This is a genomic window from Methanomassiliicoccales archaeon (genome assembly GCA_026394375.1).
Lineage (GTDB): Archaea > Thermoplasmatota > Thermoplasmata > Methanomassiliicoccales > UBA472 > JAJRAL01.
Genome location: JAPKYJ010000010.1, coordinates 1 through 26,290 on the forward strand (window position 1 = coordinate 1; position 26,290 = coordinate 26,290).

A 26,290-nucleotide genomic window follows, 5' to 3' on the forward strand; every position below is an offset into this window, starting at 1 on the left:
CCAGCGTCGGCTGGCGTTCTTCTTGCACATCACCGAATGGTCAGGAACGTCGTCCAGCTCGAAGTAAACGGCCAGCATTGTCAATAGACCTTCCGTCTCGCGGAAGGTGGCGTCGAAGAGTTGGCGAACGAGGAACGCGATCAGCAAGTCCCTCTCGCGCACCGGCGGCCGGCCGGTGCTCTTACGCCGTTGCCAGTAAGAGAATTCGTTCGCATGTAGTCTGATCGCTTCCAACGAGAGGCGGTACTTGTTCACCATTGCCGCATCGTACGTTCGTTGCTAAATGAGCAGCGAGTTGAGGTCGAGAGTGAAGGTATCGACCTTCGCTTGACCGGCAAAGTTGAATATTCCGGCAGGTATTACGATATCCGTGGCAGCCAATCCAGTCACCTTTCTGAGCAACTGGCGAAATGGATTGGCTCCACACATATAGATTTTGATAACAATATAGATAACAAAGAATAATTGTGCTCAAGAAACCCGTTCAGAGTTTAGCAACAAAGCCCGTTGAAATCAATAATGAGAAAGAAAAACACCCGTTTTTGGATGGAAACAATCCAAAAAACGTTATGGTGTTGATTTCATTTCTTCCAGAAGTCGGCGGTGAAAAATCGAAGACATTACAAGGGATAATGAGAAACGAGTAATTCGATGGCTTTATTAAAATCGTCGAAAAAATCATAAAATGCTAAAATACACACATTCTTCTCGGGAAAAAAACCACTATCGATATATAGTAAGGTTTCCTACCCCGGGTAAGCCGGTATTTCATGGTGAGGCAGATGGTGTCAAGGACCAAAGTGCCCTTAATATGCGAAGGACATGGTCTATGGCGTCGGGCAAGCTCGCATCATACGCGACTGGATGGATTGTTGGGGGAGAAAAAACTGATCCATGAAGGAAAAAATTTAATGAACCAGAGGGTCGCAGAGAAAGGCTGTGCCCTATCGTTCCTTTTTAGGATACCACGGATAGAATTGCTTTCTATGAATCAAGACCAGAGAAAGAGGGAAGCGGAATGATCAATCAAGCAGGTGCGGTGATGGTGGTCGGCGGAGGCATCTCCGGCGTCCAGACAGCCTTGGATCTCGCCGAATCTGGATTTAAGGTATATTTAATAGAAAGCAAGCCGAGCATAGGGGGAATTATGTCTCAGCTGGACAAGACGTTCCCGACGAACGACTGTTCCTTGTGCATCCTTTCTCCCAAGCTTGTCGAGGCCGGAAGGAACCCAATGATCACGATGATGATGCTGACGGAAGTGGTCGGCGTCGAGGGCGAGGCGCCCAACTTCGTCGTCACGGTAAGAAAGAACCCGCGTTACGTTCGTGAGGACCGATGCGTGGGTTGTGGACTGTGCGTCGAGAAATGCCCGTCGAAGGTGGACAACGAGTACGATGTAGGCATGGTCCAGAGAAAGGCGATCTATGTCCCTTACGCGCAGGCCGTGCCGATGAAGTATTCCATCGACGCCAAGAAGTGCCTTTACTTTACCAATGGCAAATGCGGCAACTGCAAGAAGGTCTGCCCGGCGGGCGCGATCGATTTCGAGCAGAAGGAGGTAATAGAGAAGATCCACGTCGGGGCGGTCGTCCTCGCCCCGGGCGTTGAGGTATTCGACGCCAAGCTGAAGAAGGAGTACGGCTACGGTGAGTACAAGAACGTCGTCACCTCCCTCGAGTTCGAAAGGATCCTCTCGGCCACCGGCCCCTATCAGGGACATATTGTCAGACCGTCGGACCACAGGACCCCCACCAAGGTGGCGTTCCTGCAATGTGTCGGGTCGAGGGATGAGAAAGTGGGGAACAACTACTGCTCAAGTATTTGCTGCATGAGCGCCATCAAGCAGGCCATAATCGCCGGCGAGCACACCGCGGGACTGAAGCCCACCATATTCTTCATGGACATCCGCGCCTTCGGCAAGGAGTTCGAGGACTACCGGTCCAGTGCGGAGAACGATTACGGCATAAGGATGCTGCGCGGCACCAGGGCCGCCTCGGTCGAGGAGGATCCCGACACCAAGAACCTCATCGTCCACTACTCCCACGGCGCGGAGACGAATGCAGAGGAGTTCGATTTGGTAGTGCTGTCCGTCGGCTTCGAGCCACCGGCTTCAGCGCACGAGCTGTCCAAGGTCATGGGCATCAAGTTGAACAAATACGGCTTCGCGGAGACCGGTGTCTTCAACCCCTTGGCCACCACCCGGAATGGTATCTATGTGACCGGCGCGTTTAGTGCTCCGAAGGACATCCCACAGTCCGTGGCCGAGGCCTCGGGCGCCGCTTGCAAGGCAGGGGCACATGTTTGCATGAATCGTGCCCACTATCAGAAGGGTGAGTTCGCTCAGATAGCGGTTGAGGGACAGGAACCAAGGATTGGCGTCTTTGTCTGTGACTGTGGTATCAACATCCTCGCAACGGTCGACGTACCAAGAGTGGTGGACTATGCCAAGACTCTGCCCAATGTAGTTCATGCCGAAGAAGGCAGATATGCCTGTTCAGCCGACTTCCAGGAAAGGATCAAGCAAAGAATCAAGGAGCTGAACCTGAACAGAGTGGTGGTCGCTTCCTGCACTCCCAGGACGCACGAGCCGTTGTTCCAGAGCACCATCGAGGAAGCGGGCCTGAACCCGTACTTGTTCGAGATGGCGAACATCCGAGACCATTGTTCTTGGGTGCATCGACACGAACCGGAGAAGGCCACTCAGAAATCTATGGACCTGGTAAGAATGGCCGTGGCAAAATCCCGGCTCATCGGCCCTCTGAGTCGTTCCAAGTTCAATGTCGGGCATTCCGCAGCGATCATCGGAGGAGGAATCGCTGGACTCACGGTGGCTTTGGACATCGCTGCCCAAGGTTTCAAAGTGGATCTTCTGGAGAGATCTGATACTCTTGGTGGGAACGCCAATAGACTGTACCTGGAGGAAGACGGGAAGACGGGCAGGAGGGCCGCAGAGGAGTTAATATCCAAGGTGGCTTCGAACGATAAGATCACGGTCCATCTTGGCGCCGAGATTGATGATATTCTAGGCTTCGTGGGTAACTTCAAGATCAAGATGCCAGGCGGAGAGATCGACACGGGCGCCATTGTAGTTGCCACTGGGGGACAGGAGTACAAGCCAACCGAGTACTTGTACGGTCAGGACGAGCGAGTCATGACCCAGCTGGAGTTGGCACAGCGCATGGCGGAGAAACCCCTGGATGCTAGGACGGTCGTCATGATCCAGTGCGTCGGCTCGAGGAACGAGCAGGTTTCCTACTGCAGCAGGGTTTGTTGCACGACGGCAATCAAGAACGCGATAAACATCAAGAAGATAAGTCCTGGAACGGAGGTCTACATTCTCCACAAGGATATCCGAACTTACGGATTCAAAGAAGATTACTACAGCATGGCTGGCAAGATGGGAGTGCAATTCATTCGTTTCCCAGAGGAGGGATACCCGCATGTGGAGAGACACGATCAAACACTCAGTGTCCAGGTCAAGGACGTTATCCTAGGAGAGACAGTCGAGTTGCATCCCGACGCGGTGGTACTGAGCACTGGTATCAGACCGCGAGATGGCAACCTGGATCTGGCCAAGATACTTAAAATCCCCCTCAGCAAGGATAAGTTCTTCTTGGAAGCTCATATGAAGCTCAGGCCCGTGGACTTCGCCAAACAAGGAGTCTTCCTGGCTGGTCTGGCTCACTGGCCCAAGTTCATGGAAGAGAGCATAGCCCAGGCGTCAGGAGCCGCTGCGAGGGCCATGACGGTAATCTCCAAGGACTTCATGGAAAGCATAGCACACGTGAGCACGGTGGACGAGTCCAAGTGCAGGGGATGTGGCAGATGCGAGGCGGTGTGCAAGTTCTCGGCGGCGACAGTGCAGGAGGTCGCCCCTGGGGTTTTCAAGTCAAGAATCAATCCAGCGCTGTGCAAGGGCTGTGGTGCCTGCGCCGTGGCTTGCTGTAACGGAGCGATCAGTTGTCTGAATTTCACCGACAAGCAGATTCTTGCAATGGTCGAGACCTGTCTCGAGGAGGCGGTAAAGTGACCGAAGTAGAACCGAAGATAGTCGCGTTCTGCTGTAACTGGTGCTCCTATGCCGGGGCCGACTTGGCTGGAGTGAGCAGGTTGCAGTATCCCCCAAACGCAAGGATCATCAGGGTCATGTGCACCGGCAGACTGGAGCCTGAGTTCCTATTGAGGGCGCTCGAGCTTGGCGCCGACGGAGTGCTCATAGCTGGATGTCACATCGGATGTTGCCACTACATTTCGGGGAACGAGAGGGCGCAAGAAAAGGTGGCTATGACGAGCGAACTCCTAGACGTCCTGGGGATTGATAAAAAGCGATTGAGGCTGGAATGGATCTCTGCTTCTGAGGGACGAAGGTTCGCCGAGACCATGCAAGAGTTCGTGAAGGACCTCAAGGCTCTAGGCCCCAGTCCTCTGAAGGGGGGAGCTGAGTGACCAAGATCGAAAAGATAATCGAGGACGCAGGTGCATTTGATTGCGTAGAGTGTGGAAAATGCACCAGCCTCTGCCCCGTGGCGAAGCTGAACCCCAACTTCGCGCCAAGGCTAATCGTGGTCAAGGCTCAGGCGGGCATGGAATCGGAGGTCAAGTCCGACAAGGACATCTGGTCATGCGTCACCTGTGAAATCTGCAACGACATGTGCCCGTACAAGGTGAACTTCTCCGGCTTCATCCAGAGGATGAGGGCAGAGGCTATCGAAATGGGCAATAGTCCGCTCTGCTCTGAGGCCGGGGCGATACACACCATGCAACGCCTGACCGGGAAAGGGCAGAAGCAGAACAGGCTGGTCTGGTTGACGAATGATCTGAAGGTGAAGGACAAGGGGGATGTCTATTTCTTCACAGGGTGCTCGTACCAGTTGGGTATCCTGTTCAAGGACAGGGCCGCGGAGCTGAAGAAGGTCCCGGCGAGCGTGGTCAAGATCCTCAATGCCGCAGGAATCGAGCCGGTGGTCAGCAATGACGAGGTTTGCTGCGGTCACGACCTGATATGGTCTGGTAATGAGGCCGTCTTCAAAGACCTAATGAAGAAGAATGTTGAGATGATAAGGGCGACGGGAGCAAAGACCGTGGTGTTCTCCTGCGCTGAAGGCTTCCGAACTTTCAGCTTAGATTATCAGGATTTCTTGGGCGACTTGGGCTTCGAGGTCAAGCACATCTCTGAATACCTGCTCGATCTGATTGAACAGGGTAAGTTGGATTTCAAGGAGTCCAATGTGAAGGTCACATATCACGATTCATGCAGGTTGGGAAGGCACATGGGCATCTATGACGAGCCTCGGGAGCTTTTAAAGGCAATGAACGTGGAGCTTGTCGAGATGCCAAGCATCAGAGAAAAGGCCTTGTGTTGCGGAGTCAATGCCTTCGCTAATTGCAGTGAGGTCTCTAGAAAAATGCAGCTCGACAGGCTACTGGAGGCCAAGGGCGTAAATGCAGGTGTGATGCTAACCTTCTGCCCTAAGTGCCTCATTCACTACAATTGCCTGCTATCGATGGAGAAGAAGCCTGTGGAACTCGAGAATGTCGAATTAGTTGTTGGAGATTTCAGTAATTTTATAGCGGAGCAACTGAAAGGAGCTACGGAGAAAACGTCCGTGGGACATGAGAATGTAGGTCAAGTAGTTGGGAATCTCAGCAATAGTGAAGCGGAGAATATGAAGGGAGGCGAATAGGATGGCGGAAACGATGAGTTCTGTGCTTGTGATTGGAGGAGGAATAGCAGGTATACAAGCTTCCTTGGACCTGGCGGACAAGGGAGTGATTGTGCACCTGGTGGAGAAGGAGCCCAGTATCGGAGGGCGGATGGCCCAGCTGGACAAGACCTTCCCTACCAATGATTGCTCGATCTGCATCCTGGCACCGAAGATGGCCGATTGCTTCGGACACCCGAACATCAACGTTTGGACCATGTCAGAGGTTACGGAACTTGAGGGGTCAAGGGGCAACTTTAAGGCCAAAGTCCTGAAGAAGGCCAGATTTGTCGATGAGAACAAGTGCACCGGATGCGGCGATTGCCTGGAGAAATGTCCAACTAAAGGCCTGACCAACACCTGGGAACAGAAGCTGACCACCAGGCGAGCCATATACATGCCCTTCATGCAGGCCGTACCTAGAGTGGCTGTGATCGACCCAGAGAACTGCAAGTTTCTGACGGAAGGGAAGTGTGGTGTCTGCAAGAAGATCTGCAAGCGCGATGCCGTGGACTACGAGATGAAGGATGCCATGTTAGAGTTCAACGTAGGTGCGGTGGTAGTGGCCACTGGATATGATGTTTGGGATCCCACCTCATCCACAGAGTACGGATACGGGAAGTATCCGAATGTGTTCACTGCCATGGAGTACGAGAGGATCATCAATGCGGCCGGCCCCACCCACGGGCACATTCAGAGGAGGTCCGATGGGGGCGAGCCAGCTTCCATTGCCTATATCCAATGTGTTGGGTCCCGAAGCCTCAAGACCGGTCACCCATATTGCTGCTCCGTTTGTTGCATGCACTCCACGAAGGAATCAATGCTGGCCAGGGAGCATATAGAGGGCATCAAGACCACCATTTTCTACAAGGACATGAGGGCCTGCGCCAAGGGTTTCAACGAATACGTAGAGCGGGCAAAGAAGGACTACGGTGTCGAGTACGTCAATTCCGACGCCACGGTCCAGGGTCAGACGGAGGCCGGGAATCCCATAGTGTCCTTCGACGTGGGAGGGAAATTTCAGCAAAGGGAGTTCGACATGGTCGTGCTTGCCACCACGTTGGTGCCTTCGGAGAAGAATGTCGCGCTGGCCAAGACGCTAGGCACTGAGCTAGATGAATTCCATTTCTTTAAGGTGCGTGACCACACATTCGAGCCTATAAGCTCCACGCGTCCAGGTGTGTATCTGGCTGGCTATTGCGCGGGTCCAGCGGACATACCGGAATCGGTGGCAATGGGCTCGGCCGCCGCCGCCAAGGCGATGGAAGACCTTATCCAAAGGAAGGTGTTCGCATGAGCAACGATGAAAAAAGAATAGGAGTGTTCATATGTCACTGTGGATCTAACATAGCTGGAATCGTGGACGTGCCGGCGGTCGTTGATTATGTTAAGACCCTCCCGGATGTTGTTTTCGCGACTCGGAACCTCTACACATGCGCCGATGACGGTCTCACGTCCATAAGGGATTCGATAAAGGAGCTGAACCTGAACAGAGTGGTGGTGGCGGCCTGCACTCCCCGGACACATGCGCCGCTGTTCCAGTCGACTTGCCAAGAGGCAGGTCTCAACAAGTACCTTTTCACCTTCGTCAATATCAGGGACCAGTGTTCCTGGGTTCATATGAAGGAGAAGGAGAAAGCCACAGAGAAAGCCAAGGACCTGATCAGGATGGGCGTGGCGAGGGCCAGGCTTCTGGAGCCACAAGAGGAGGTAAAAATAAACGTCACTCCTGCTGCCGTGGTGATCGGAGGCGGCGTAGCGGGTATGTCTTCTGCCCTCTCCATCGCTGATCAAGGCTTCCCGGTGCGCTTGGTAGAGAAGGAGAGCGAGCTAGGGGGCTTCATACGGAACTTGGGGTGCATCTATCAGGAAAGGCAAGATGCCGGAATCGCGCTGAAGTCAATAACCGATCGGGTCAGGGCCAATCCCAACATTGAGGTCCTCCTCAACTCCGAGGTCGTATCGGCGGAAGGATTCGTTGGCAATTGGGACATCGTCATCGACACCAAGGGTCAAGAGAGGAAGGACAAGGTAGGGGTGATCATACTGGCTACGGGCGCGAGGGAATACGTTCCAAAGGGCCTGTATGGCTATGGGCAGTATGACAACGTCGTCACGCTTACCGAGTTCGAACGAATCGTCAAGGAGAAGAAGCTTCCAAAGTTGAACAGCATCGCTTTCATCCAATGCGTAGGTTCCAGGGGGCAGGACAAGTCCTACTGCTCCAGGATCTGCTGCAACGTCGCCCTGAAGAACGCCACGAATCTGGCGGACAACTGGAAGAACATGTTGGGCCTGGAAGAGACGGGCAAGGCGACGGAAGGCGCTGTCGAGAAGGCGGCTCCCACGGAGACTGGAGAGAGGAAACGTGGCCGGAGAGGAAGGAGAGGCGCCGAGGTAAGTGAGGAAGAGGGGGCCCCAGCAGGCCAGAAGCTGGACATCGTGATCTTCAATAGGGACATCATGTCCTACGGAGTCGAACACGAACTGATGTATAACAAGGCCAGGGAGAAGAAGGTCCGACCAATCAGGTACACCCCAAAGAACCTTCCCAAGGTTGGCATGGAGGATGGAAAGCTGGTCATCGACTACTGGCATGACACCCTGCAGATGCAAAGGAAGATGGAAGTGGACATGATCGTCCTCTCCACCCCGCTCGTTTCCCAGCCCGATGCCTCAGACATCTCCAAGATGCTGAAGGTACCCCTGGGTCAGGATGGTTTCTTCCTCGAAGCGCACGTGAAGCTGCGGCCGGTGGACTTCGCCACGGAAGGCATATTCGTATGCGGAACGTGCAAAGGGCCCGCGGACATACCAGAATCGGTATCCCAAGGAATAGCGGCTGCTTCGAGAGCGGCCATTCCTCTGGCCCGCGGCTATGTGCAGCCTGAATGCTTGAGCGCATTCGTGGACAGCGAGGTGTGTAGCGGCTGTGGCACCTGCATAGAGATATGTCCGTTCAGCGCCATCAAGAAGAACGAGAAAGGCGTCGCCGAGGTGACCATAGCGGCCTGCAAGGGCTGCGGCAACTGCGGTGCTAGTTGCCCCGAGAACGCCATCTTCATGACCCATTATTCGGACGAGCAGCTCCTGGCTGAGGCCAAGGCCGCCCTACAGGAGGCGCAGGGATGAGCGAATTCGAACCGAAGATCGTCGTATTCCTGTGCAACTGGTGCTCCTATGCCGGTGCTGACCTGGCAGGCGTCAGCAGATACCAGTACCCCACCAACATCAGGGCGGTGAGGGTCATGTGCAGCACCAGAGTGAGTGCGCATATCGTGCTTGAACTCTTCAAGGAAGGCGTGGATGGCGTGATGGTCAGCGGATGTCATATCGGAGACTGCCACTACATCAATGGTAATTACTATACGAAGAGAAGGGTAGAATTGGCCAAGAAGCTGCTCGAACTCTCGGGAGTCGAAACTGACCGCCTCAGACTCGAATGGGTTTCAGCTTCGGAGGGCGAAAAGTACTCCCAGGTGATCTCGAGTTTCGTGGCAAAGGTGAAAGAGCTGGGCCCATCCCCCGTGTTGAAGCAGAAGAAGCTTGTCACCAATCTGGTAGCTGCCGTCGAGGCGTCCAAGTACTTCAGGCTGAAAACGCTGACCGGTAAAGAGGTCAAGCTCACGGGCAAAGGGAACGTATATGATGAAGTCATCGACGCCCAGAATTACGACGCCTTGATAGACAAGGCGATTGAGGACGAGTACCGAAAGAGCCTTATCCTGGAATTGACCAACGACAAGGCCCGCTCGGTGAAGGAATTGGCAAAGGAGTTGGGAGAGCCCACAGACAAGACGCTGGAACATGTGGTGGCCCTTAGGGCCACGAACATGCTGGCGCTCGACCACATCGAGGGCACGACCCCCAAATACAAAGCGATTCTCGTTGGAGGTGCTTAAATGGCAGAGAAAGTAGGAGCTGTGTTGGTCGTCGGAGGAGGCATATCCGGCGTACAGACCGCCTTGGACCTGGCCGACTCTGGCTTCAAGGTCTATTTGGTGGAGAAGAGGGCCAGCATCGGCGGCACCATGGCCCAGCTGGACAAGACCTTCCCTACCAACGACTGTTCGATGTGCATCATGGCACCGAAGCTGGTCGCGGCGGGCAGGCACGAGAACATCGAGCTGATCACTAACACTGAAGTGGAAATGATCCAGGGCGTACCAGGCAACTTCGTGGTCACGCTGAAGAAGAACACCTTGAGGGTGGATGAGGACAAGTGCACGGGATGCGGTGAATGCGCAATCAAGTGCCCTGTGGAGACATGGGATGAGTATAATGAGGGGATGAAAAAGCGGAAGGCGATCTTTGTAGCATATCCGCAGGCCGTCCCTCTCGTATTCAGCATCGATAAGAACGTTTGCATTGGATGCGGCATCTGCAAGGAAGAGTGCAAGGCTAAGGCAGTGGTGTATGATAAGAAGGATGAGGCCTTGGAGATTCCCGTGGGCGCCGTGATCCTCTGCCCCGGGTTCGAAGAGTTCGATGCGAAGCTCAAGAAGGAGTATGGCTACGGCGAGTTCAAGAACGTCGTTACCAGCATCGAGTTCGAGAGGATGCTCAGCGCCACCGGTCCCTACTTCGGGACGGTGATGAGACCGTCAGATGGCGAGATCCCAAGGAAGGTCGCATTCATCCAGTGCGTAGGTTCCAGGGACCAGAAGGTGGGCAACCCCTACTGCTCCTCCGTTTGTTGCATGTACGCGATCAAGGAAGCGATAATCGCTGGCGAGCACACGGAAGGATTGAAACCGCATATCTTTTTCATGGATGTCAGAGCCGTTGGAAAGGAGTTCGAGGACTACAGGGCGAGGGCGGAGAAGGAGTACGGAGTGGTGATGCACCGCGGGAGCAGGGTCGCCTCGGTCGAGGAGGACCCCCTGACGAAGAATCTCTTCCTAAGATACAGCGTGGGCAGCGAAACCACGACAGAGGAGTTCGACCTCGTGGTGCTCTCGGTCGGCATGAGGCCGTCCGTGGATGCCGACAAACTGAGCAAGAGGCTGGGCTTCAAACTGAACAAGTACGGTTTCTGTGAGACCGACGTCTTCTCGCCTCTCAGCACATCCAGACCGGGAATATTCGTAAGTGGTTCATTCGCCGCGCCGAAGGACATCCCTACGACCGTCGCCGAGGCTTCCGGTTCCGTTGCGAAGGCCGCGGCACTGATAGCGGAGGCAAGGAACACGCTGGTCACCGTCAAGGAGTATCTCCCGGAGATCGACGTCGTCGGACAAGAGCCCAGGATTGGGGTCTTCGTCTGCCACTGCGGGATCAACATCGGTGGCACCGTCAAGGTTCCGGCCGTGGTCGAATACGCCAAGACACTTCCTGGCGTCGTCTATGCTGGCGAGAACATATTCTCCTGCTCATCGGATACGCAGGAGAAGATCAAGGACAAAGTCAAGGAGCACAACCTGAACCGTGTGGTCGTTGCTTCTTGTACACCGCGTACTCACGAGCCGCTATTCCAGAACACGATTCGTGAGGCGGGCTTGAACCCATACCTGTTCGAGATGGCGAACATCCGGGACCAGTGCTCGTGGATCCATATGCACGAGCCCGAGAAGGCGACCGAGAAGGCGAAGGCCTTGGTCAGGATGGCAGTCGCCAAGGCGAGGCTGCTCGAACCTCTGAAGAAGTCCAAGCTGGGCGTGTTGCATTCCGCCGTCGTTGTGGGTGGTGGATTGGCAGGGATCACCGCGGCGCTCGAGGTAGCGGCGCAGGGGTTCCCGGTCCACATCATCGAGAAGACCGGGCAACTGGGAGGCAACCTGCCAAGGCTCTATCACAAAGAGGGCACGCGGAAGCCAAGGGACTATTTGAACGAGATCATCGCGAAGGTGAGGGACTCCAAGAACATCACGGTGCACCTCAACACCAAGATCGAGGACGTCACTGGGTTCGTCGGGAACTTCAAGGTCAAGACGAACCACGAGGAGATCGATACGGGCGCCATCATCGTGGCGACGGGAGCAAACGAGTACAAGCCGGGCGAGTACTCATACGGCCAGGACAAGAGGGTGATCACTCAGCTGGAGCTGGAGCAGAAGCTGGATGATGGATCCCTGAAGGCCAAGAAGGTCGTTATGATCCAGTGCGTCGGCTCGAGGAACGAGCAGGTCCCATACTGTAGCAGGATCTGCTGCGCGACCGCGATAAAGAACGCCATCGAGATCAAGCACCAGAGCCCCTCGACAGAAGTCTACATCATGCACAAGGACATCCGCACCTACGGATTCAGAGAGGAGCTGTACAAGGAGGCCGGCGATCTAGGCGTCAATTTCGTCAGGTTCCCCGAGGGCACCATGCCCCGCATCGAAGGCAAGGCGGGTCAACTGGAGGTCATAGCCCAAGATACGGTGCTGGGCGAGGAGGTCATGGTAAAGCCAGATCTTCTCGTTCTTAGCGTGGGCATAAGGCCGAACGAGGACAACGAGGAGCTGGCGAAGATGCTCAAGGTGCCGCTCAGCAAGGACGGCTTCTTCCTGGAGGCGCACATGAAGCTTCGCCCCGTGGACTTCGCGACCGAAGGTGTCTTCCTTGCCGGAGCCGCACACTGGCCGAAGTTCGTCGACGAGGTGATCGCACAGGCTTCAGGCGCTGCCACCCGCGCGATGACCATCATATCGAAGGACTACCTCGAGACCGAGGGGATAATCGCGGCGGTGAACGAGACGGTCTGCAACGGCTGCGGCATATGCGAGCCGATCTGCGAGTACAAGGCCATCACCTTGGTGAAGGACGAGAAGAATCCGGAGAAGATCAAGGCGCTCATAAATGAGGGCCTCTGCAAGGGCTGCGGTGCTTGCGTGGCCGCTTGTCCTTCGGGGGCGATGGAGCAGAAGGGCTTCAAGAACGAGCAGATGTACGCGATGATCGACGCCGCCCTTGAAGGAGGGAAGTAAATGCAGACCACTGCGCAGGTCGCCCAGGAAACGTCAGCGACCGAGAAGGAGTGGCAGCCTAGAATCGTCACCTTCTGCTGCAACTGGTGCTCGTACGCCGGGGCCGATCTAGCCGGCGTCAGCAGGCTGCAGATGCCCACCAATTTCCTGGTCATCCGCACCATGTGCTCGGCCAGGGTGGACCCGGAGTTCGTGCTCCGTGCCTTCGCCAAGGGTGCCGACGGCGTCCTGGTGCTCGGATGCCACCCGGCCGACTGCCACTACATCGGCGGGAACTACCTGACAAGGAGGAGGATCGCGCTCCTCCGCATGCTGCTGGAGCAATACGGCTTCGACCCTGACCGGCTGAGGCTGGAGTGGGTCTCAGCATCTGAGGGACCGAAGTTCCAGAAGACTATCAAGGATTTCACGGACAAGATCAAGGAGCTGGGCCCGAACCCGCTCACTGAGGAGTGAAGGAGGCGAGAAAATGGCAAAGATCAAAATAGCGCAATACTGGGGTGCCGGCTGCGGCGGCTGCGACGTCGCGCTGCTGGACATCGACGAGAAGATCCTCGGTGTGGCGGAGATAGCGGACATCGTCTTCTGGCCCATCGCGTTCGATACCAAGCTCAAAGACGTAGAGGCGATGTCCGATGGGTACATCACCGCCACCCTGTACAACGGGGCGATCAGGAACAGCGAGAACGAATATGTGGCCAAGCTGCTACGGAAGAAGTCCGCCCTCATGGTATCCTTCGGGTCCTGCGCCTGCTTCGGAGGCATTCCGGGGCTGGCGAACGTCACCAACGGCAAGGACATCCTGGAGTACGTCTACGGCAAGACGTTCTCATCGGACCAGCTGGGCAAGCCTGACAAGGTGTACCCGCAGCACATCACGCACACCAAGGACGGCGAGCTGGAGTTGCCCGTTCTATACGACACGGTCATGACCCTGGATCAGGTGATCGACGTCGATTACTACATGCCGGGCTGCCCGCCCACCACCAACCTCATCAACGATTTCCTAGGCGTGGTGGAGAAGCACGTCAAGGAGGGTGCGCCCCTTCCGCCCAAGGGAACGGTCATCGCCTCCAATAAGACGCTCTGCGATGAGTGCAAGCGCAAGAAGGCGCTGAAGGTCGTGGGCGAGTTGCACCAGGCCATGGATATCGATATCGACCCGGACAAGTGCATGATCGAGCAGGGCGTCATCTGCATGGGACCGGCGACCAGAGCCGGTTGCGGCGCGAAATGCCTGAACGCCAACCAGCCCTGCCGCGGCTGCATGGGTCCAACGGCAGAGGTCATGGACCAAGGTGGTTCCATGCTCAGCGCCTTGGCGTCGGTGTTCAAGGTGGACAACACGGAGACGCGCTTGAACGAGGAAGACATCATCAAGATGATGCAGCAGGTCAAGGACCCGCTGGGTACCTTCTATGCTTACAGCCTGCCCAAGTCCATCATCAAGAGGGCGGTCAAGGAGAAGAAGGCCAAGAAGCAGGAGGCTAAGACATGAGCCCGGTGATTTTCGATAAAACGAGCAAATCGGAGTCGAAGCGAATCAGCATCGACCCCATCACCCGCCTGGAAGGGCACGGGAAGATCGAGATCTTCCTGGATGACAACGGAAATGTGGCGAACGCCTATTGGCAGGTGCCAGAACTTCGTGGATTCGAACGCTTCTGCATCGGACGATTGGCCGAGGACATGAACAAGCTCACCTCCCGCTTGTGCGGGGTGTGCCCGGGCGCGCATCATATATGCTCGACGAAAGCCTTGGATGGAGTCTATGGAGCGGACCCGCCGGAGACGGCGAAGAAGCTCCGTGAGCTGTTCTACTCCGCGCACTTCATCCACAGTCACATCGCGCACTTCTACGCCTTGGCGGCTCCCGACTTCGTGCTCGGTCCGTCCGCTCCCGCGGCCACGAGGAACATCCTCGGGGTGGTCGGAGCAGTGGGCGTGGAGGTCGGCGGCCAGGTGATCAAGCACCGCTCCTACGCGCAAAAGATCCAGGAGATGCTGGGTGGCAAAGCTACCCATCCCGTTTGCGGTATCCCGGGAGGAATGTCCAAGCCCCTGAGCGAGGACGAGCGGAAGACGGTGGAGGAGTGGGCCAAGTCCTGCGTGGAGTTCTCGAAGTTCACCATGAAGATTTTCGAGGATGTGGTTCTGAAGAACAAGGATTACATGGGCCTCATCACCAGCAAGGACATCTTCTATAACGAAACCTACCACCTGGGCACCGTTGACAAGGACAACAAGATCAACTTCTATGACGGCACCCAGGTCATGATCGACACCCAGGGAAAGGAGGTCGCCCGCTACAAAGGCAAGGACTACCTGAAGTACATCGCCGAGCACACCGAGCCGTGGAGCTATGAGAAGTTCTGCTACTTCAAGCCAGTCGGCTGGAAGGGTTTCCGTGCCGGGCAGGACTCGGGCATCTACCGGGCCACGCCGCTCAGCAGGCTGAACGTGTCCAAGGGGTTCACCACCCCGTTGGCGCAGCAGTACTACGAGCAGATGTTCGGAGCCTTCCGGGACATGGGCGTCAAGGGACCGATCCAGCACACCCAGGCCATGCACTGGGCCCGGGTCATCGAGCTCGTCTACGCCTCGGAGAAGCTGCTCGAGCTGGCCCAGGATCCGGAGATCACGGACAAGAACATCCGCTCCAAGCTGCAGACCCCCGGCGAGGGGGTGGGCATCCTGGAGGCTCCGCGGGGGACCTTGGTGCACCACTACATCGCGGACGCGAATGGCATCATAACGGACGTGAACCTGGTCGTAGGGACGACCAACAACAACGCCCCGATTAACCTGAGCGTTTCGACCGCCGCCAAGGCCTTGATCAAGAACTGGCAAGTGTCGCCAGGTCTCTTGAACACCATCGAGATGGCCTATCGCGCCTACGACCCCTGCAACTCCTGCGCCACGCACACGCTGCCAGGGCAGTCGCCGCTATTGGTCAACATCCGCAGGGCGGACGGCACGATCTTCAGGCAGATCAAGAACTACTGAAAACCACTTCCCTCTTCCTTATTTTCCATTTTTCCTCAGCGAGCGTAGCTTACTGCGGTCGTACTTGCGAGGGCGTTCGACCAGGAGGTTCTTCACCTTGCCTAGGTGGATGCCATCCAAAAGATACACCTGCGCCTCCTCGATGTCAATCATCCTCTCCGAGAGCAAGGGACCGAGCAGCTTCTCTCCCTGGATGTTTATCGGCGAGCCCTTCAGCGTGGGGTTCAGAGAGGGCATGATGATGACCTCTTCCGGCAGCTCGGTGTAGCGGCTGGAGGCTTTCTCGTTGAATCGGCAGCGCACCCAGCAGCGTTCGGTCATGACGTTCCCGACGCCATCCTTAAAGAGGATGGCTGGATGATTGTGCGCCATCACCAGGGTCTTGGCGGCCATGACCTGGTTCGATGGCCAGACGTGGCCATGCACGAATCCCACGTCCTCGATGACGAAGCCCATGGGCGCGTGCACGTGCACCCCGGTGAAGGCGATTTCCTCGATGCCGACGTCGTGATTGCCTTTGACCACGTCGATCTCTTCGAACCCTCGCAGGAGGGCATCAAAGAAGATGGGGAGCTCGGAGTGCTCCTGTTCGCTCGTGCCCGGGACCTGGTGCTTGATGTCACCTAGTAGTATCAATCTGGAGCTCCCCTCGGCGATGGCCAGGAGCTCGTCGCGTATGCGCATAGTCTGGCTTGGGATATGCACTCCCTTCGAGCTGAGCTCGTCCTCCAGGCCGATGTGCAGGTCCCCAGCGCATAGGATGCTCTCTTGGCCGAGAATGCGCAGGGCGGGGTGGTCGAGCACGGGGGTGATGTGCATGGGCGGCCTCAAAGCGAATCAGCATGAGCGTGCCGATGGGCAAAAAGGTTGCGTATGAGCCTTAGATGCCTTCAGCAAGGCGCGTGCCTAGAAACGATGGAAGCCCGGCCTCGATGATAGCTTGGGAGGCGCTTTTAACGTCGTATGCCAACCTACGGGAGATGAAGCTCATCTCCTTCTCATCGAAGATGAAGTAGCTGGCTCGGGGATCGAAATCGCGCGGCTGCCCCACAGATCCCGGGTTCACAAGCATGCCTCTGCTCGTGACCTTGATGTAAGGAACGTGCGTGTGCCCGGTGATGAGCACCTGACATTGGGCCATTTCCAAGAGCTCTGGTACTGCATCTCCCTCGTAGAGATACTCATCATCATCCCTTGGAGAGCCATGATACAGACCGACCTCTTTCTCGCCGATCCTCAGATGGGCATGCGACTTGAGGCCCTTGAGATAGTCAGCCGCTTGAGCAGAGATGTTCTTGGACGTCCAATTGACCGCCGCAGCGGCGTTGGGGTTCATGCCCACCGGGTTGATGCGGACCACCGCCAGGTCGTGGTTGCCGTATATGCAGGTGGTATTGCGCGTCCGCAGTTCTTCCACAACCTCGTTCGGGAATGCCCCGTAGCCCACCAGGTCTCCCGCGCAGACAATCTCCTGTATGCCACGAGCGTCCACATCCTTCAATACCTCCTTCAAAGCATGGAGATTGGAATGAATGTCGGAGATGACGGCAATCTTCACGATTTAATAAATTAATGAATTATCTATAAAAACCTATCAATGAACGGTTTGATCACCAATGGCACCTTGGCGGCGACATCGGTCGCCAGGAGACTGAAGCCCTTCTCTTCGTACGCCAGATCTCCGGCGTAGCCGTTGGTGAAGGCAGCGATGCGCGCGGCGTCGAACGGAGCGACACCTCGCGAAAGCAGTCCCGCCACCTCTCCGGCGAGCACATCGCCCGTGCCGCCCACGCTCATGCCCGCATTGCCGGTCCGGTTCAGTTTCCAGCGCTGATCATCGGCGATGACGTCCAGGCGTCCCTTGATCAGTACCGTCAGACCGATGCGGCGGGAGAGCTCCCGGGCCGGTTTCGCCCTCTCCTCATAAACGGAAGGAAGCTTCTTTCTGGTCAAAAGTTCGAACTCCCGGGCATGGGGCGTCACCACCCCGGTCTTGTTCTGCAGGACGTCCAGGTCCTCGGCCACGGCGGCGATCCCATCCGCATCTATGACCATCGGCTTCTTACAAGATCGGATGTACTGGCGGATGGCTTCCTTGGTCTCGGTAGCGTCACCAAGGCCCGGCCCGATGAGCACCGCATCCACCTTCTCTGTCAGCCGCTTGAGCAGCGGAACGTGCTTGGATGTCAGTCTCTCTCCAGGCAAGGAATGAACGATGAAGTTGGGCGAATAGGAGGCGATGGGCAGATACGTCCGTTCAGGAGTGGCGATGTGCACCAGGTCCACCTTGATACCGAACGCTCCGAAACCGGCCAGGGCCGGAGCGCCAGAGTAAGGGCCGCCGCCGATGATGAGCACTCTACCGTTCATGCCCTTATGCGAATCCGGGGAAGGAATTGGATAGTATGCGAACTCCCCTGGCCCGACGAACCTCTGGGCCTCCTCGGGTATGCCGATATCCGCGACAACGATGTCTCCGGAGTTCCTCTCGTTCATACCCTCCTTGAGGTCGTGGAAGGTGACCGTGATGTGTGGCTTGATCCTAGGCCGCGCTCCCAGCCCGGATGGCACGTCCACCGAGACGATCTTGGCCGGGGAGCGGTTGATCTTCGAGATGAGCTTGGCGTAGGGCTCTCGGACCGACCCAGTCGCCCCAGTGCCCAACAGAGCATCCACGATCACATCCTGCTCATCGAAATCGACGTCATGGCGGGCCACGACCAGGTCCTTGACTTCTTCGTAGGCGTCGCGGGCGATCAGCGTGGAGATATCGTCCGCCCTCTTGGCCATGACCACCTGCACCCGGTTGCGTTCCTTGAGATGCTTCGCTGCCACGAAGCCGTCACCGCCGTTGTTGCCGGCGCCGCAGACCACCAGGATGCGCTTGTTGTCTCCGAAGCGCTCCGTCACCAGGTCGGCGACCGCTCTTCCCGCATTGTCCATGAGGAAGCTGGTAGGCACGCCCAGATGCTCGGCGTTGATGTCCAGGACGGAGAACTCCTTGATAGGCAGCATGAATGCCGATTTGGCTCGAAGGCCAATAATGTTTTCCTTCCGCCTCCCACGATAGATCTAGCCTCAGCGAGCGGGAAGTCCCCCTCCACGAGGTGGGGGATGAGAGCGAGCAGGAAACAATATATCTTCACATTCCATGCCTGTGAGTAATAGGGACTGAATAGCCCGAGTTTACGCTTGTCTGACATCATGTAAGACCTCTCTGAGGCGTTTGGTGGATGATGCAAGAAGCCACTTGCGCAAGCGGGTGGTAGTTCACTAATGGCGAGCCGATTTGAAGCCTGGACCGGGAGAAGAAGTGACGGACATCCGCAGACTGGTGCTGGACGTATTGAAGCCCCATCATCCATCGATCGTGGATCTAGCTCGCAAGCTGAGCACCCTGGAAGGCGTTTCCGGGGTCAACTGCACCCTGGAAGAGGTCGACCAGGAGACGGAGAGCATCAAGATCACCATCGAGGGTGCGGCCGTGGACTTCGAGGTTGTTGAGCAAGCCATCTCCGAGACGGGAGCGGTAATCCATTCCGTCGATTCCGTATCCGCGGGCAAGAAACTGGTCGAGGAAGTCGGGACGCCTCAGGACCGCTGAGCGCGCACCAGGGCCTCGCCCACCCTGACCAACAATTGGGATTTAGTGATCGTCCTGGCGACGAGCACCCTACCCTTCTTGTCATACCATGCCCCAGGATAGGATTTCTCCGTTTCCAGGACGTAATCCAGGCCGAGCTTCGCCAGCGCCTTCTCCATCATCTCCAGAGTAGGGTTCGGCACCGCCAGGCTCTTCTTCACCTTGCGCCCGGTGGCCCTGGTCCGGCCTGCATCGAAGTATTCAGGCCACAGGACCCAGGACCTTTTCTCGTCCATGGACTTCACTTGAGAACCTAGAAGAGGTTTATTTCACCAGGACCGCGTTGATCGCCCCGTCCTGTCCCGGTCGGGAGGTCACCTTGGCCATTCCGATCTCGGTCTGGATGATGGCGCCGCGGTTGATGATGTTGCGCTGCACGTAGTTGGGGTTGGCGGCGTTCTCCTTCACCGTGATGATCTTAACCTTCTGCATCTTCTTCGTGCTGGGGTCCACCACGTTGGCGTAGGCGGCCTTCAGCAGCCTGGCCTTGTGGTTGCCTCCCCGGACGCGGAACTTCTGCAGACGCGTTTCCCCTACGTGGGTGAACTCTGCGTCCCGGCCTATCTCGAAGCGCCGCTTCTTCCTTGCAAGGCGCAGCCTTCCGCCGGAAGGTTTGCGCCGTGATTTGCCCTGCCATAGTGCCATGGTATTCCTTGGAAGCTAAAATGGAGGGCTCTATAAATACCTTTCACTGGTCAGGTATCCTATCCAATAGCCTTGCATCAACGGCATCACCCAATTCAAGGACCCCGGCCCAAGAATCCTTGGCGGCGCCAGGGTTCATGAAGACCGTCCCGTGCTCTCGCATCAACCCCCTGGCCTCATGAATGTGACCTGAGACGACCGCCTCGGGGACGAAGGTCTCCACTACCTTTCGAATGGCTAGAGAACCAACGTGCCTATTACCTGTGACCATGTCCAAGTATCCATATGGTGGGCAATGGCTGATGAGTACCATGCCCTTCTCCGCCAGCGGAACCAACTGCTTGGCTATCTCCTCCTCGCTCATCTCGAATGGAGTTTCGAAAACCGTGGGGTTGGAGCCGCCGAAGCCGACGAGGACATGACCTTCTAGTCTGATCTTCTTCCGGTGGAGGGAGACAGCGTGCTTCTCGATCTGCTCCAGCACCCCGGGCGGATCGCAGTTGCCTGGGATCGCGTACACCGATCCTTTGAGCTGGCCCAGGAACTCCCCCGCCCACCCTGGCGGGCCGAAGTGCGTGATGTCCCCCAGGACGATGACGCCATCGGCCTCGAGCTCGGAGACCAGACGGTTCGTCCAGCAAATGACCCGGTCCCTGCCATGCACATCGGATATGACGATGAAGCGCATCTTGTTGTCCTGGAACGATAACTGATGACCAGCTCAATATTACTTTCTCAGCAGGCCTAGAACAAGCCGAAACTCAGGTCTCGGAAGACAAGCAGATATGCCGTCAGGAATCCTAGTATGGCTCCTCCGTTCAGCAGAGGAAGGCCCGCCTGAGGATTGCCCTTCAGGACATAGCGCATGAGGAGGAAGAACCCTACCGAAGAGCCGACGACTGCACCTAGCGCCACGAGCAGATTGGCGTTTCCCAATCCCGACGCGCTTGAGGGCAGGAACACGAAGCAGCTCACTGTCAATATCGCGGGTATCACCGCATCCCCCACCCCCATGAACATCGCCTCCCGGTCCTCGTTCTCTGCGGTGATGGACTTGTCGTCCAGGTCGGACATCTTGAATCCCTTCGTCTTCGGGACCACGAAGATGACCGGCAGGCGCAAAGGCAGCACACCCTCGGCCAGGGCGATCATGTGCTTGGTCTTGTAGACCGAAATGGCGTCGTAGATGGCTAGGATGACGAGCAGGATGAGCACCGGAAGGATGCCTAAGGAGAGGCCGAGGATGATGGCCGCGCCGCAACCGACCACGAATCCCACGCTGTTGACCACATACCATTCGGGTTTGAGGAGCAACGCCGCCACCAGCCCGACGGCTATGATGATGGAAAGCAGGAACGCCAGGTCCAGGTCCGGGGCGACCTGATAGACCACGGGTAGGGCCACCACCGCCGTCGAGATGGCCACCGCCACCACGAAGATGGCCTTGATGACCTTCCCCAGGCCGACCCTGATCAAAACAAGGATCAGCCCTGTCATGGCCAGCAACATGACGATGTAGATGACGGGGTTCACCGGGTCATTGGCGTTCTCGAAGGCCCGGTAGTCCGAAGGGTAGAAAGGCACGAGCAGGAGCGAGACCAAATGCACGGAAAGGAAGATGAGGAACATCGCTGCCAGGGGCGTCCGGACGCGCATCCTCCCTCTGATGAACGATGCGCTAGATAACGCTATCCCGTTACACTCAGATTCCTTCGGACCTCCGCTCCCAGGAAGGGAATGCTTTTATTGAGGAGGGGCTCGATGTGCGCGCCATGAGACCTCGGAGCATCGACGAGTTCTTTCCCAAGCGGTTCTCGCTCAAACTGGAGAACGCCAAGACCATACCAGACATATTCGAGGTGGTCAAAGAGGCGGTGCAGGTGAGGGAGGGGGTCACGAGGACAGGGTTGATGCTAGGCCTGGCGGAGCTGGGAGGTTCCGCGGATTCGTTTATCGGCGGGCTGCATCCTCTGGGCACGAACATCATCGTCCTCAACAAGGTCCCACTGCGCAGGGTTCAGGATACGAACCCGGAACTCTACAAGCCCTACGTCTTCCATGTGCTGCTGCACGAATACCTGCACACCGTTGGGCTAGTGGATGAGGATGGGACCAGAAGGAGGACGCTCGACATCACCCGTTCCTTGTTCGGAGTGGACCACCTGGCCACCAGGATAGCTGAGGATATCGGGAAGTATCTACCGTACATCACCTACCCGGTGCGCATGCCCCTGCCCGAGGGCACGCAGATCGAGCTGGTGGAAGGGTTCGATCGCTCGAGCACGACCTACTTCGCTTAGGTGCCCGGGATGAGAGAGGTCCAGGGCACAAAATGCCGATGCCCTGACTCACTGAATCAAGTTGCCCGTCTCTCCTGGCGGCTCCCCTATCGCGGGGTCGGCTGCTCGGTGGTCACCTGGCCAAAGGCCACTGTGCCCGATCTCTTGGTGATCTTGACCCGCGCCCTCGACCCCTTGGCCGTTCCAGGAATGTAGATGATGATGTTCTCCTTGCGTGCGATGCCATCTCCCTTCTTCCCCACATCCTCGATCATGAAGTCATAGACGTTGCCCTCCACGATCGCCTCCGGCTCGGGGGCCTTGGGCTGCTTCCTCACGTGGACGGGGCGGTGAGCGCCACAAGCTTCGCACTCCAGAATGAGGACGCGGCCTTCCTTGTTGATATGGGTGTCCGGGCGGTCGCATTCCGAGCAGAGAACGAAGGTGTCAGTATAGGAAACGATGCGGTCGGCTATCTGGATCGGGGTCAGCTTCGCCTTCAGGATGAGCCTCCGGCCCTCAACGTGGCCAGGGGTGCCCAGCTCTCGCAACAGATACTGTACGAGGTGCTCTGGCTCCCGGCGCAATGCATCCACGATGTCGCCGAAGTTGCGCACCACCGTGGTCTTGCCCTCCTGGAAGACGTCTGGCTCGGGGACAGTGAAGCGCTCGTGCTTCTCGATGGTCTCGGGCAGCTTCTCCTTGGCCCGGTCGAGCAGGAATTGGTAATCGTCATTGGACATGTTCATCGAGCCCCTCTAAAACCCCTTTGCATATAAACATATCGAGCGAGGCGATGAGTCTGGCTCAGCTCCCGTACCTGCGTCTAACGGCCGCCTGCACCAGGCCGAAGTGCAATGGCGAAGGCTTGCCTGGCCGGGACTTGAACTCCGGGTGGAACTGCGAGGCCACAAAGTAGGGATGATCTGCCATTTCCGCGATCTCCATCTTCACCCCGTCCGGGGAGCGCCCGGTGAACTTCCATCCGCTCGATTCCAGCTTCTCTATGTACTTCGGATTAACTTCGTATCGATGACGGTGGCGCTCCATGATCAAGGTCTTGCCGTAGAGCTCGAACGCCTTTCCTTCCTCGGCCACCACCACCGGCTGCGCCCCCAATCTCATCGTGGCTCCTTTTCGCTTCACATCCCTTTGCTCCGGCAACAGGTCGATGACCGGATAAGGCGTTTCGGGATCAATCTCCGCGGTGTTCGCTCCCTCCATGCCCAGCAGGGTGCGGGCGATCTCGATGGTGGCAATCTGGAATCCCAAACACACTCCTAGGTAGGGGATCTTGCTTTCCCGGGCGAATCTCGCCGTCATTATCTTGCCCTCGATGCCCCTACTTCCGAAACCTCCGGGAATGAGAATGCCATCCGCCTTCGCCAGCTCCGGGGTGATGCCCTTCTCCTGGACTATCTCCGAATCAACGAACACCATCTCCACCTTGGCGTCCAGCTCCGCGCCGGCATGGTGGAACGCCTCGTGATGCGAGATGTACGAATCGCCAAGGTGTGTGTATTTTCCGACGCAAGCTATCTTCACGGTGCGGGTCGGGTTGATGATGCGGCCGGTGAAGTCCTTCCACCAGGTGAGGTCCTGCTCTCCTCCCTCCAGCTTGAGGCGCTTGATGATGTAGTCCGTCAAGCCCTGCTCCTCGAGGATGAGAGGCACTTCATATATCGAACGCGCGTCCGGCGCAGATATCACTGCCTCCAGCGGGACGTCGCAGAACAATGAGATCTTGCGCTTGATGCCATATTCCAGCGCCTCGGTCGCCCGGGCCACGATCACATCCGGTTGGATGCCTATCGCTCTAAGCTCCTTCACCGAATGTTGGGTCGGTTTGGTCTTTTGCTCTCCAACCGTTCCCAGGATCGGCACCAGGGTGGTGTGCACGAACATGCAATGCTCGCCTCGCCCCAGTTCCGTGTTCATTTGACGGACCGCTTCCAGGAACGGCATGGCCTCGATGTCGCCGACCGTTCCTCCCAGCTCGACGATGCAGACATCCGCCCCAGTGGCCTCCGCCACGGTGCGTATCATGCATTTGATCTCGTTGGTTATATGGGGCACGATCTGCACGGTCTTCCCCAGGTACTCGCCCGTGCGCTCCTTCTCGATGACCGAACGATACACTTTCCCGGTGGTGATGTTGTGATCGCTAGTGAGATTGATGTCCAGGAAGCGCTCGTAGTTGCCAAGGTCCAGGTCCACCTCGCCTCCGTCGTCTAGTACGAACACCTCGCCGTGCTCGAAAGGGTTCATCGTGCCCGCGTCAATGTTCAGGTAAGGATCGATCTTGAGGGCGGTGACCTTCAGACCTCGAGACTTGAGAAGACGGCCGACGGACGAGGACGTGATCCCTTTGCCCAATCCAGAAATGACGCCCCCCGTGACAAAAATGTACTTCATCGGGTTCACGGGAATGGGGGATTCCCTTGAGCCTATTTATAGGTCGCGGAGCAAGAAAACCCACGGTTTGAACCGTGGGATTAATTGCAGTAAATTATTTCAATAACGGAACGGTCATGATGGAAATGAGATGTTCCGCACCATCAAAATACGTTTGGAGCGCACCGCCGACCTGGTGCAAACGGTCAGCGTGTTCAACCAGGCGTGCCAGCGTGTCCTTGTTTGGGGCCAACAGAACCATGAATACAACAAGACCAGGCTCCATCGCGCAACATATCGTGGTGTCAGAACAGACTTCCCCACACTGCCATCGGCTCTGGTCCAAACGGCCAGGGATCAGGCCAGTGAGATGATGCGTCGGGATAGGTTCAAACATCGCATCTTCAAGAAGCCGTTCAGCGCGATACGCTACGACAAGCGGACACTGAGCATCTTCTTAGAATCTGGATACTGTTCCATCAGCACTGTGTTCGGCAGGATGAGATACGACTTCGTTCTGCCAGAATACTATCGGCAATATCAGATCTGGAAGGTGCAGAGCGCTCAACTAATCGTTGGAAGGAACGCTTGCTTCCTGAACGTCCATGTCGAAGGCGAGGCCCCGCCGTTCAACGGCGGCGACAGGAGGTTAGGCATCGACCTAGGCATCAACAACGTCGCGGTCTGTTCGGATAACACCTTTTTCAACTCGAAGCACTGGAAGAACGTCAAAGGCAAGTACCAGCATCTCAAGGCTGAACTACAGTCCAAAGGCACTCGCTCCGCTAAACGCAAGCTGAAAAAGACAAGCGGACGAGAGAGACGGTTCGTCAGGGACTTGAACCATTGTGTAGCCAAGGAGATGGTGAGCAAGCCGTATGACGTTTTGGTGTTCGAGGATCTGACCGCTATTCGCGACATCAAGAAGAACAAGAAGTTCAACCGCAAGCTCGGCAACTGGTCGTTCGCCCAGTTGCTTAGGTTCGTGGAGTACAAAGCGGAGGCATTGGGAAAGAAGGTTATGGTGATCAATCCATACCATACCTCCCAGAGCTGCTCGAAGTGCGGTCGAGTGTCTCGAAGTAACAGGAAGAAACGGCAGTTCAAGTGCGTCGAGTGCGGGTTCAGCATCGACGCCGACTTGAACGCCAGCAGGAACATCGCCACCTTCTCTAGACGGGTCGGTGGCAGGTCGCCAGTCAGCCGACCGAATGTAGCGGGCGTTGAAGTCGAAGGCCGCAAGGCAGTTGAGGCGGAGCCTAGTTACAAGCCCACGGATTCATTCGTGGGTTGCTGACGACTTGCCACCACAATGCACCTGTAGGAATCTCTGGCCATTTGGAGAGCCAAAGCTAGTCAATGAACAGAAAGAAAGCGCGGATGACGCTCGATGATCAATTTGGTGCTTGATGTCCTGCCAGGGAATTGGTTGGGGAGGCACTTAAGCCTCCCCTTGCACGTAGGAGGTGATCCATCTGCAGGTTCCCCTACAGATACCTTGTTACGACTTAGCCCTCCTTGCAGAATCTCAGTTCGAAAACCCCAAAAAGAGATCACCTTACTGAAACCCTACTCGGGTGGCTTGACGGGCGGTGTGTGCAAGGAGCAGGGGCATATTCACCGCTTGATGTTGACAAGCGATTACTACGGAATCCAGCTTCATGAGGGTGAGTTACAACCCTCAATCCGAACTACGATTGGGTTTCG

23 protein-coding genes, 1 rRNA gene and 1 pseudogene are annotated in these 26,290 nt (G+C 56.7%); 14 read left to right on the forward strand and 11 right to left on the reverse strand.

The features are described from left to right. Positions 1–258 (reverse strand): hypothetical protein (locus NT137_01595; GenBank protein MCX6652037.1); only part of this gene is annotated, 258 nt, incomplete at its 3' end. Positions 259–467: 209 nt separating this feature from the next. Here NT137_01595 and NT137_01600 point away from each other — a divergent pair. From NT137_01600 to NT137_01650, 11 genes and pseudogenes are all read left to right on the forward strand, one after another. Further along, positions 468–647 (forward strand): hypothetical protein, encoded by a 180-nt coding sequence (locus NT137_01600; protein MCX6652038.1) that lies wholly within the window; start codon positions 468–470, stop codon positions 645–647. Between the two features lie 371 nt (positions 648–1,018). Further along, a complete protein-coding gene (locus NT137_01605) occupies positions 1,019–4,033 on the forward strand; it encodes an FAD-dependent oxidoreductase (protein ID MCX6652039.1) in 3,015 nt (1,004 codons plus the stop codon). Continuing rightward, a complete protein-coding gene (locus NT137_01610; GenBank protein MCX6652040.1) occupies positions 4,030–4,449 on the forward strand; it encodes a hydrogenase iron-sulfur subunit in 420 nt (139 codons plus the stop codon). Before NT137_01605 ends, NT137_01610 begins: the two co-directional genes overlap by 4 nt. Then, positions 4,446–5,687, forward strand: coding sequence for a (Fe-S)-binding protein (locus NT137_01615; protein MCX6652041.1), 1,242 nt, complete (start codon positions 4,446–4,448; stop codon positions 5,685–5,687). Before NT137_01610 ends, NT137_01615 begins: the two co-directional genes overlap by 4 nt. Before the next feature lie 13 nt (positions 5,688–5,700). Beyond that, a complete protein-coding gene (locus tag NT137_01620) occupies positions 5,701–7,002 on the forward strand; it encodes a CoB--CoM heterodisulfide reductase iron-sulfur subunit A family protein (GenBank protein MCX6652042.1) in 1,302 nt (433 codons plus the stop codon). Next, a complete protein-coding gene (locus NT137_01625; protein MCX6652043.1) occupies positions 6,999–8,837 on the forward strand; it encodes a CoB--CoM heterodisulfide reductase iron-sulfur subunit A family protein in 1,839 nt (612 codons plus the stop codon). The genes NT137_01620 and NT137_01625 overlap by 4 nt, the downstream gene beginning before the upstream one ends. After that, positions 8,834–9,235 (forward strand): annotated as a pseudogene (locus tag NT137_01630) (hydrogenase iron-sulfur subunit). The gene NT137_01625 and the pseudogene NT137_01630 overlap by 4 nt, the downstream one beginning before the upstream one ends. A gap of 372 nt (positions 9,236–9,607) precedes the next feature. Then, the gene (locus NT137_01635) at positions 9,608–12,616 is read left to right on the forward strand and encodes a CoB--CoM heterodisulfide reductase iron-sulfur subunit A family protein (GenBank protein ID MCX6652044.1); all 3,009 of its coding nucleotides are present in this window, start codon (positions 9,608–9,610) and stop codon (positions 12,614–12,616) included. Then, complete coding sequence (locus NT137_01640) at positions 12,617–13,072, forward strand: hydrogenase iron-sulfur subunit (protein ID MCX6652045.1); 456 nt, start codon at positions 12,617–12,619, stop codon at positions 13,070–13,072. Positions 13,073–13,085: 13 nt separating this feature from the next. Then, complete coding sequence (locus tag NT137_01645) at positions 13,086–14,114, forward strand: oxidoreductase (protein ID MCX6652046.1); 1,029 nt, start codon at positions 13,086–13,088, stop codon at positions 14,112–14,114. Then, entirely contained in the window at positions 14,111–15,622 is a 1,512-nt protein-coding gene (locus NT137_01650; GenBank protein ID MCX6652047.1) for a Ni/Fe hydrogenase subunit alpha, read from the forward strand. The genes NT137_01645 and NT137_01650 overlap by 4 nt, the downstream gene beginning before the upstream one ends. Positions 15,623–15,640: 18 nt before the next feature. Here NT137_01650 and NT137_01655 read toward each other — a convergent pair whose 3' ends face one another. From NT137_01655 to NT137_01665, 3 genes are all read right to left on the reverse strand, one after another. Beyond that, positions 15,641–16,441, reverse strand: coding sequence for a phosphoesterase (locus NT137_01655; GenBank protein MCX6652048.1), 801 nt, complete (start codon positions 16,439–16,441; stop codon positions 15,641–15,643). A gap of 61 nt (positions 16,442–16,502) precedes the next feature. Then, the gene (locus NT137_01660) at positions 16,503–17,180 is read right to left on the reverse strand and encodes a metallophosphoesterase family protein (GenBank protein ID MCX6652049.1); all 678 of its coding nucleotides are present in this window, start codon (positions 17,178–17,180) and stop codon (positions 16,503–16,505) included. A gap of 23 nt (positions 17,181–17,203) precedes the next feature. Continuing rightward, a complete protein-coding gene (locus NT137_01665) occupies positions 17,204–18,637 on the reverse strand; it encodes an NAD(P)H-hydrate dehydratase (protein ID MCX6652050.1) in 1,434 nt (477 codons plus the stop codon). Between the two features lie 274 nt (positions 18,638–18,911). On the opposite strand from NT137_01665, the gene NT137_01670 reads away from it, so the two are divergent. Further along, positions 18,912–19,226: a DUF211 domain-containing protein gene (locus NT137_01670; protein MCX6652051.1), complete on the forward strand. Its 315-nt coding sequence runs from the start codon at positions 18,912–18,914 to the stop codon at positions 19,224–19,226. On the opposite strand, the gene NT137_01675 is transcribed toward NT137_01670, so the two are convergent. From NT137_01675 to NT137_01690, 4 genes are read right to left on the reverse strand one after another with little or no spacing between them, the layout of a single operon-like run. Continuing rightward, on the reverse strand, positions 19,214–19,501 hold the full coding sequence (locus tag NT137_01675) for a signal recognition particle subunit SRP19/SEC65 family protein (GenBank protein ID MCX6652052.1): 288 nt from the start codon (positions 19,499–19,501) through the stop codon (positions 19,214–19,216). The two genes, NT137_01670 and NT137_01675, sit on opposite strands and share 13 nt — an antisense overlap. A gap of 28 nt (positions 19,502–19,529) precedes the next feature. Then, complete coding sequence (locus NT137_01680) at positions 19,530–19,910, reverse strand: 30S ribosomal protein S8e (GenBank protein MCX6652053.1); 381 nt, start codon at positions 19,908–19,910, stop codon at positions 19,530–19,532. 43 nt (positions 19,911–19,953) lie between these two features. After that, positions 19,954–20,598 (reverse strand): metallophosphoesterase, encoded by a 645-nt coding sequence (locus NT137_01685; GenBank protein MCX6652054.1) that lies wholly within the window; start codon positions 20,596–20,598, stop codon positions 19,954–19,956. A gap of 56 nt (positions 20,599–20,654) precedes the next feature. Then, complete coding sequence (locus tag NT137_01690; GenBank protein ID MCX6652055.1) at positions 20,655–21,566, reverse strand: presenilin family intramembrane aspartyl protease; 912 nt, start codon at positions 21,564–21,566, stop codon at positions 20,655–20,657. Positions 21,567–21,682: 116 nt separating this feature from the next. On the opposite strand from NT137_01690, the gene NT137_01695 reads away from it, so the two are divergent. Next, the gene (locus tag NT137_01695; GenBank protein MCX6652056.1) at positions 21,683–22,210 is read left to right on the forward strand and encodes a hypothetical protein; all 528 of its coding nucleotides are present in this window, start codon (positions 21,683–21,685) and stop codon (positions 22,208–22,210) included. Positions 22,211–22,296: 86 nt separating this feature from the next. Here NT137_01695 and NT137_01700 read toward each other — a convergent pair whose 3' ends face one another. Both NT137_01700 and pyrG read right to left on the reverse strand, forming a co-directional pair. Then, entirely contained in the window at positions 22,297–22,932 is a 636-nt protein-coding gene (locus tag NT137_01700) for a translation initiation factor IF-2 subunit beta (protein ID MCX6652057.1), read from the reverse strand. A gap of 64 nt (positions 22,933–22,996) precedes the next feature. Continuing rightward, on the reverse strand, positions 22,997–24,604 hold the full coding sequence (gene pyrG / locus NT137_01705; GenBank protein ID MCX6652058.1) for a CTP synthase (glutamine hydrolyzing): 1,608 nt from the start codon (positions 24,602–24,604) through the stop codon (positions 22,997–22,999). A gap of 130 nt (positions 24,605–24,734) precedes the next feature. Between pyrG and NT137_01710 the strand changes: the two genes are divergently transcribed. Further along, complete coding sequence (locus NT137_01710) at positions 24,735–25,880, forward strand: transposase (protein MCX6652059.1); 1,146 nt, start codon at positions 24,735–24,737, stop codon at positions 25,878–25,880. A 164-nt stretch (positions 25,881–26,044) separates the two neighbouring features. Here NT137_01710 and NT137_01715 read toward each other — a convergent pair. After that, positions 26,045–26,290, reverse strand: a 16S ribosomal RNA gene (locus NT137_01715); the annotation flags it as partial.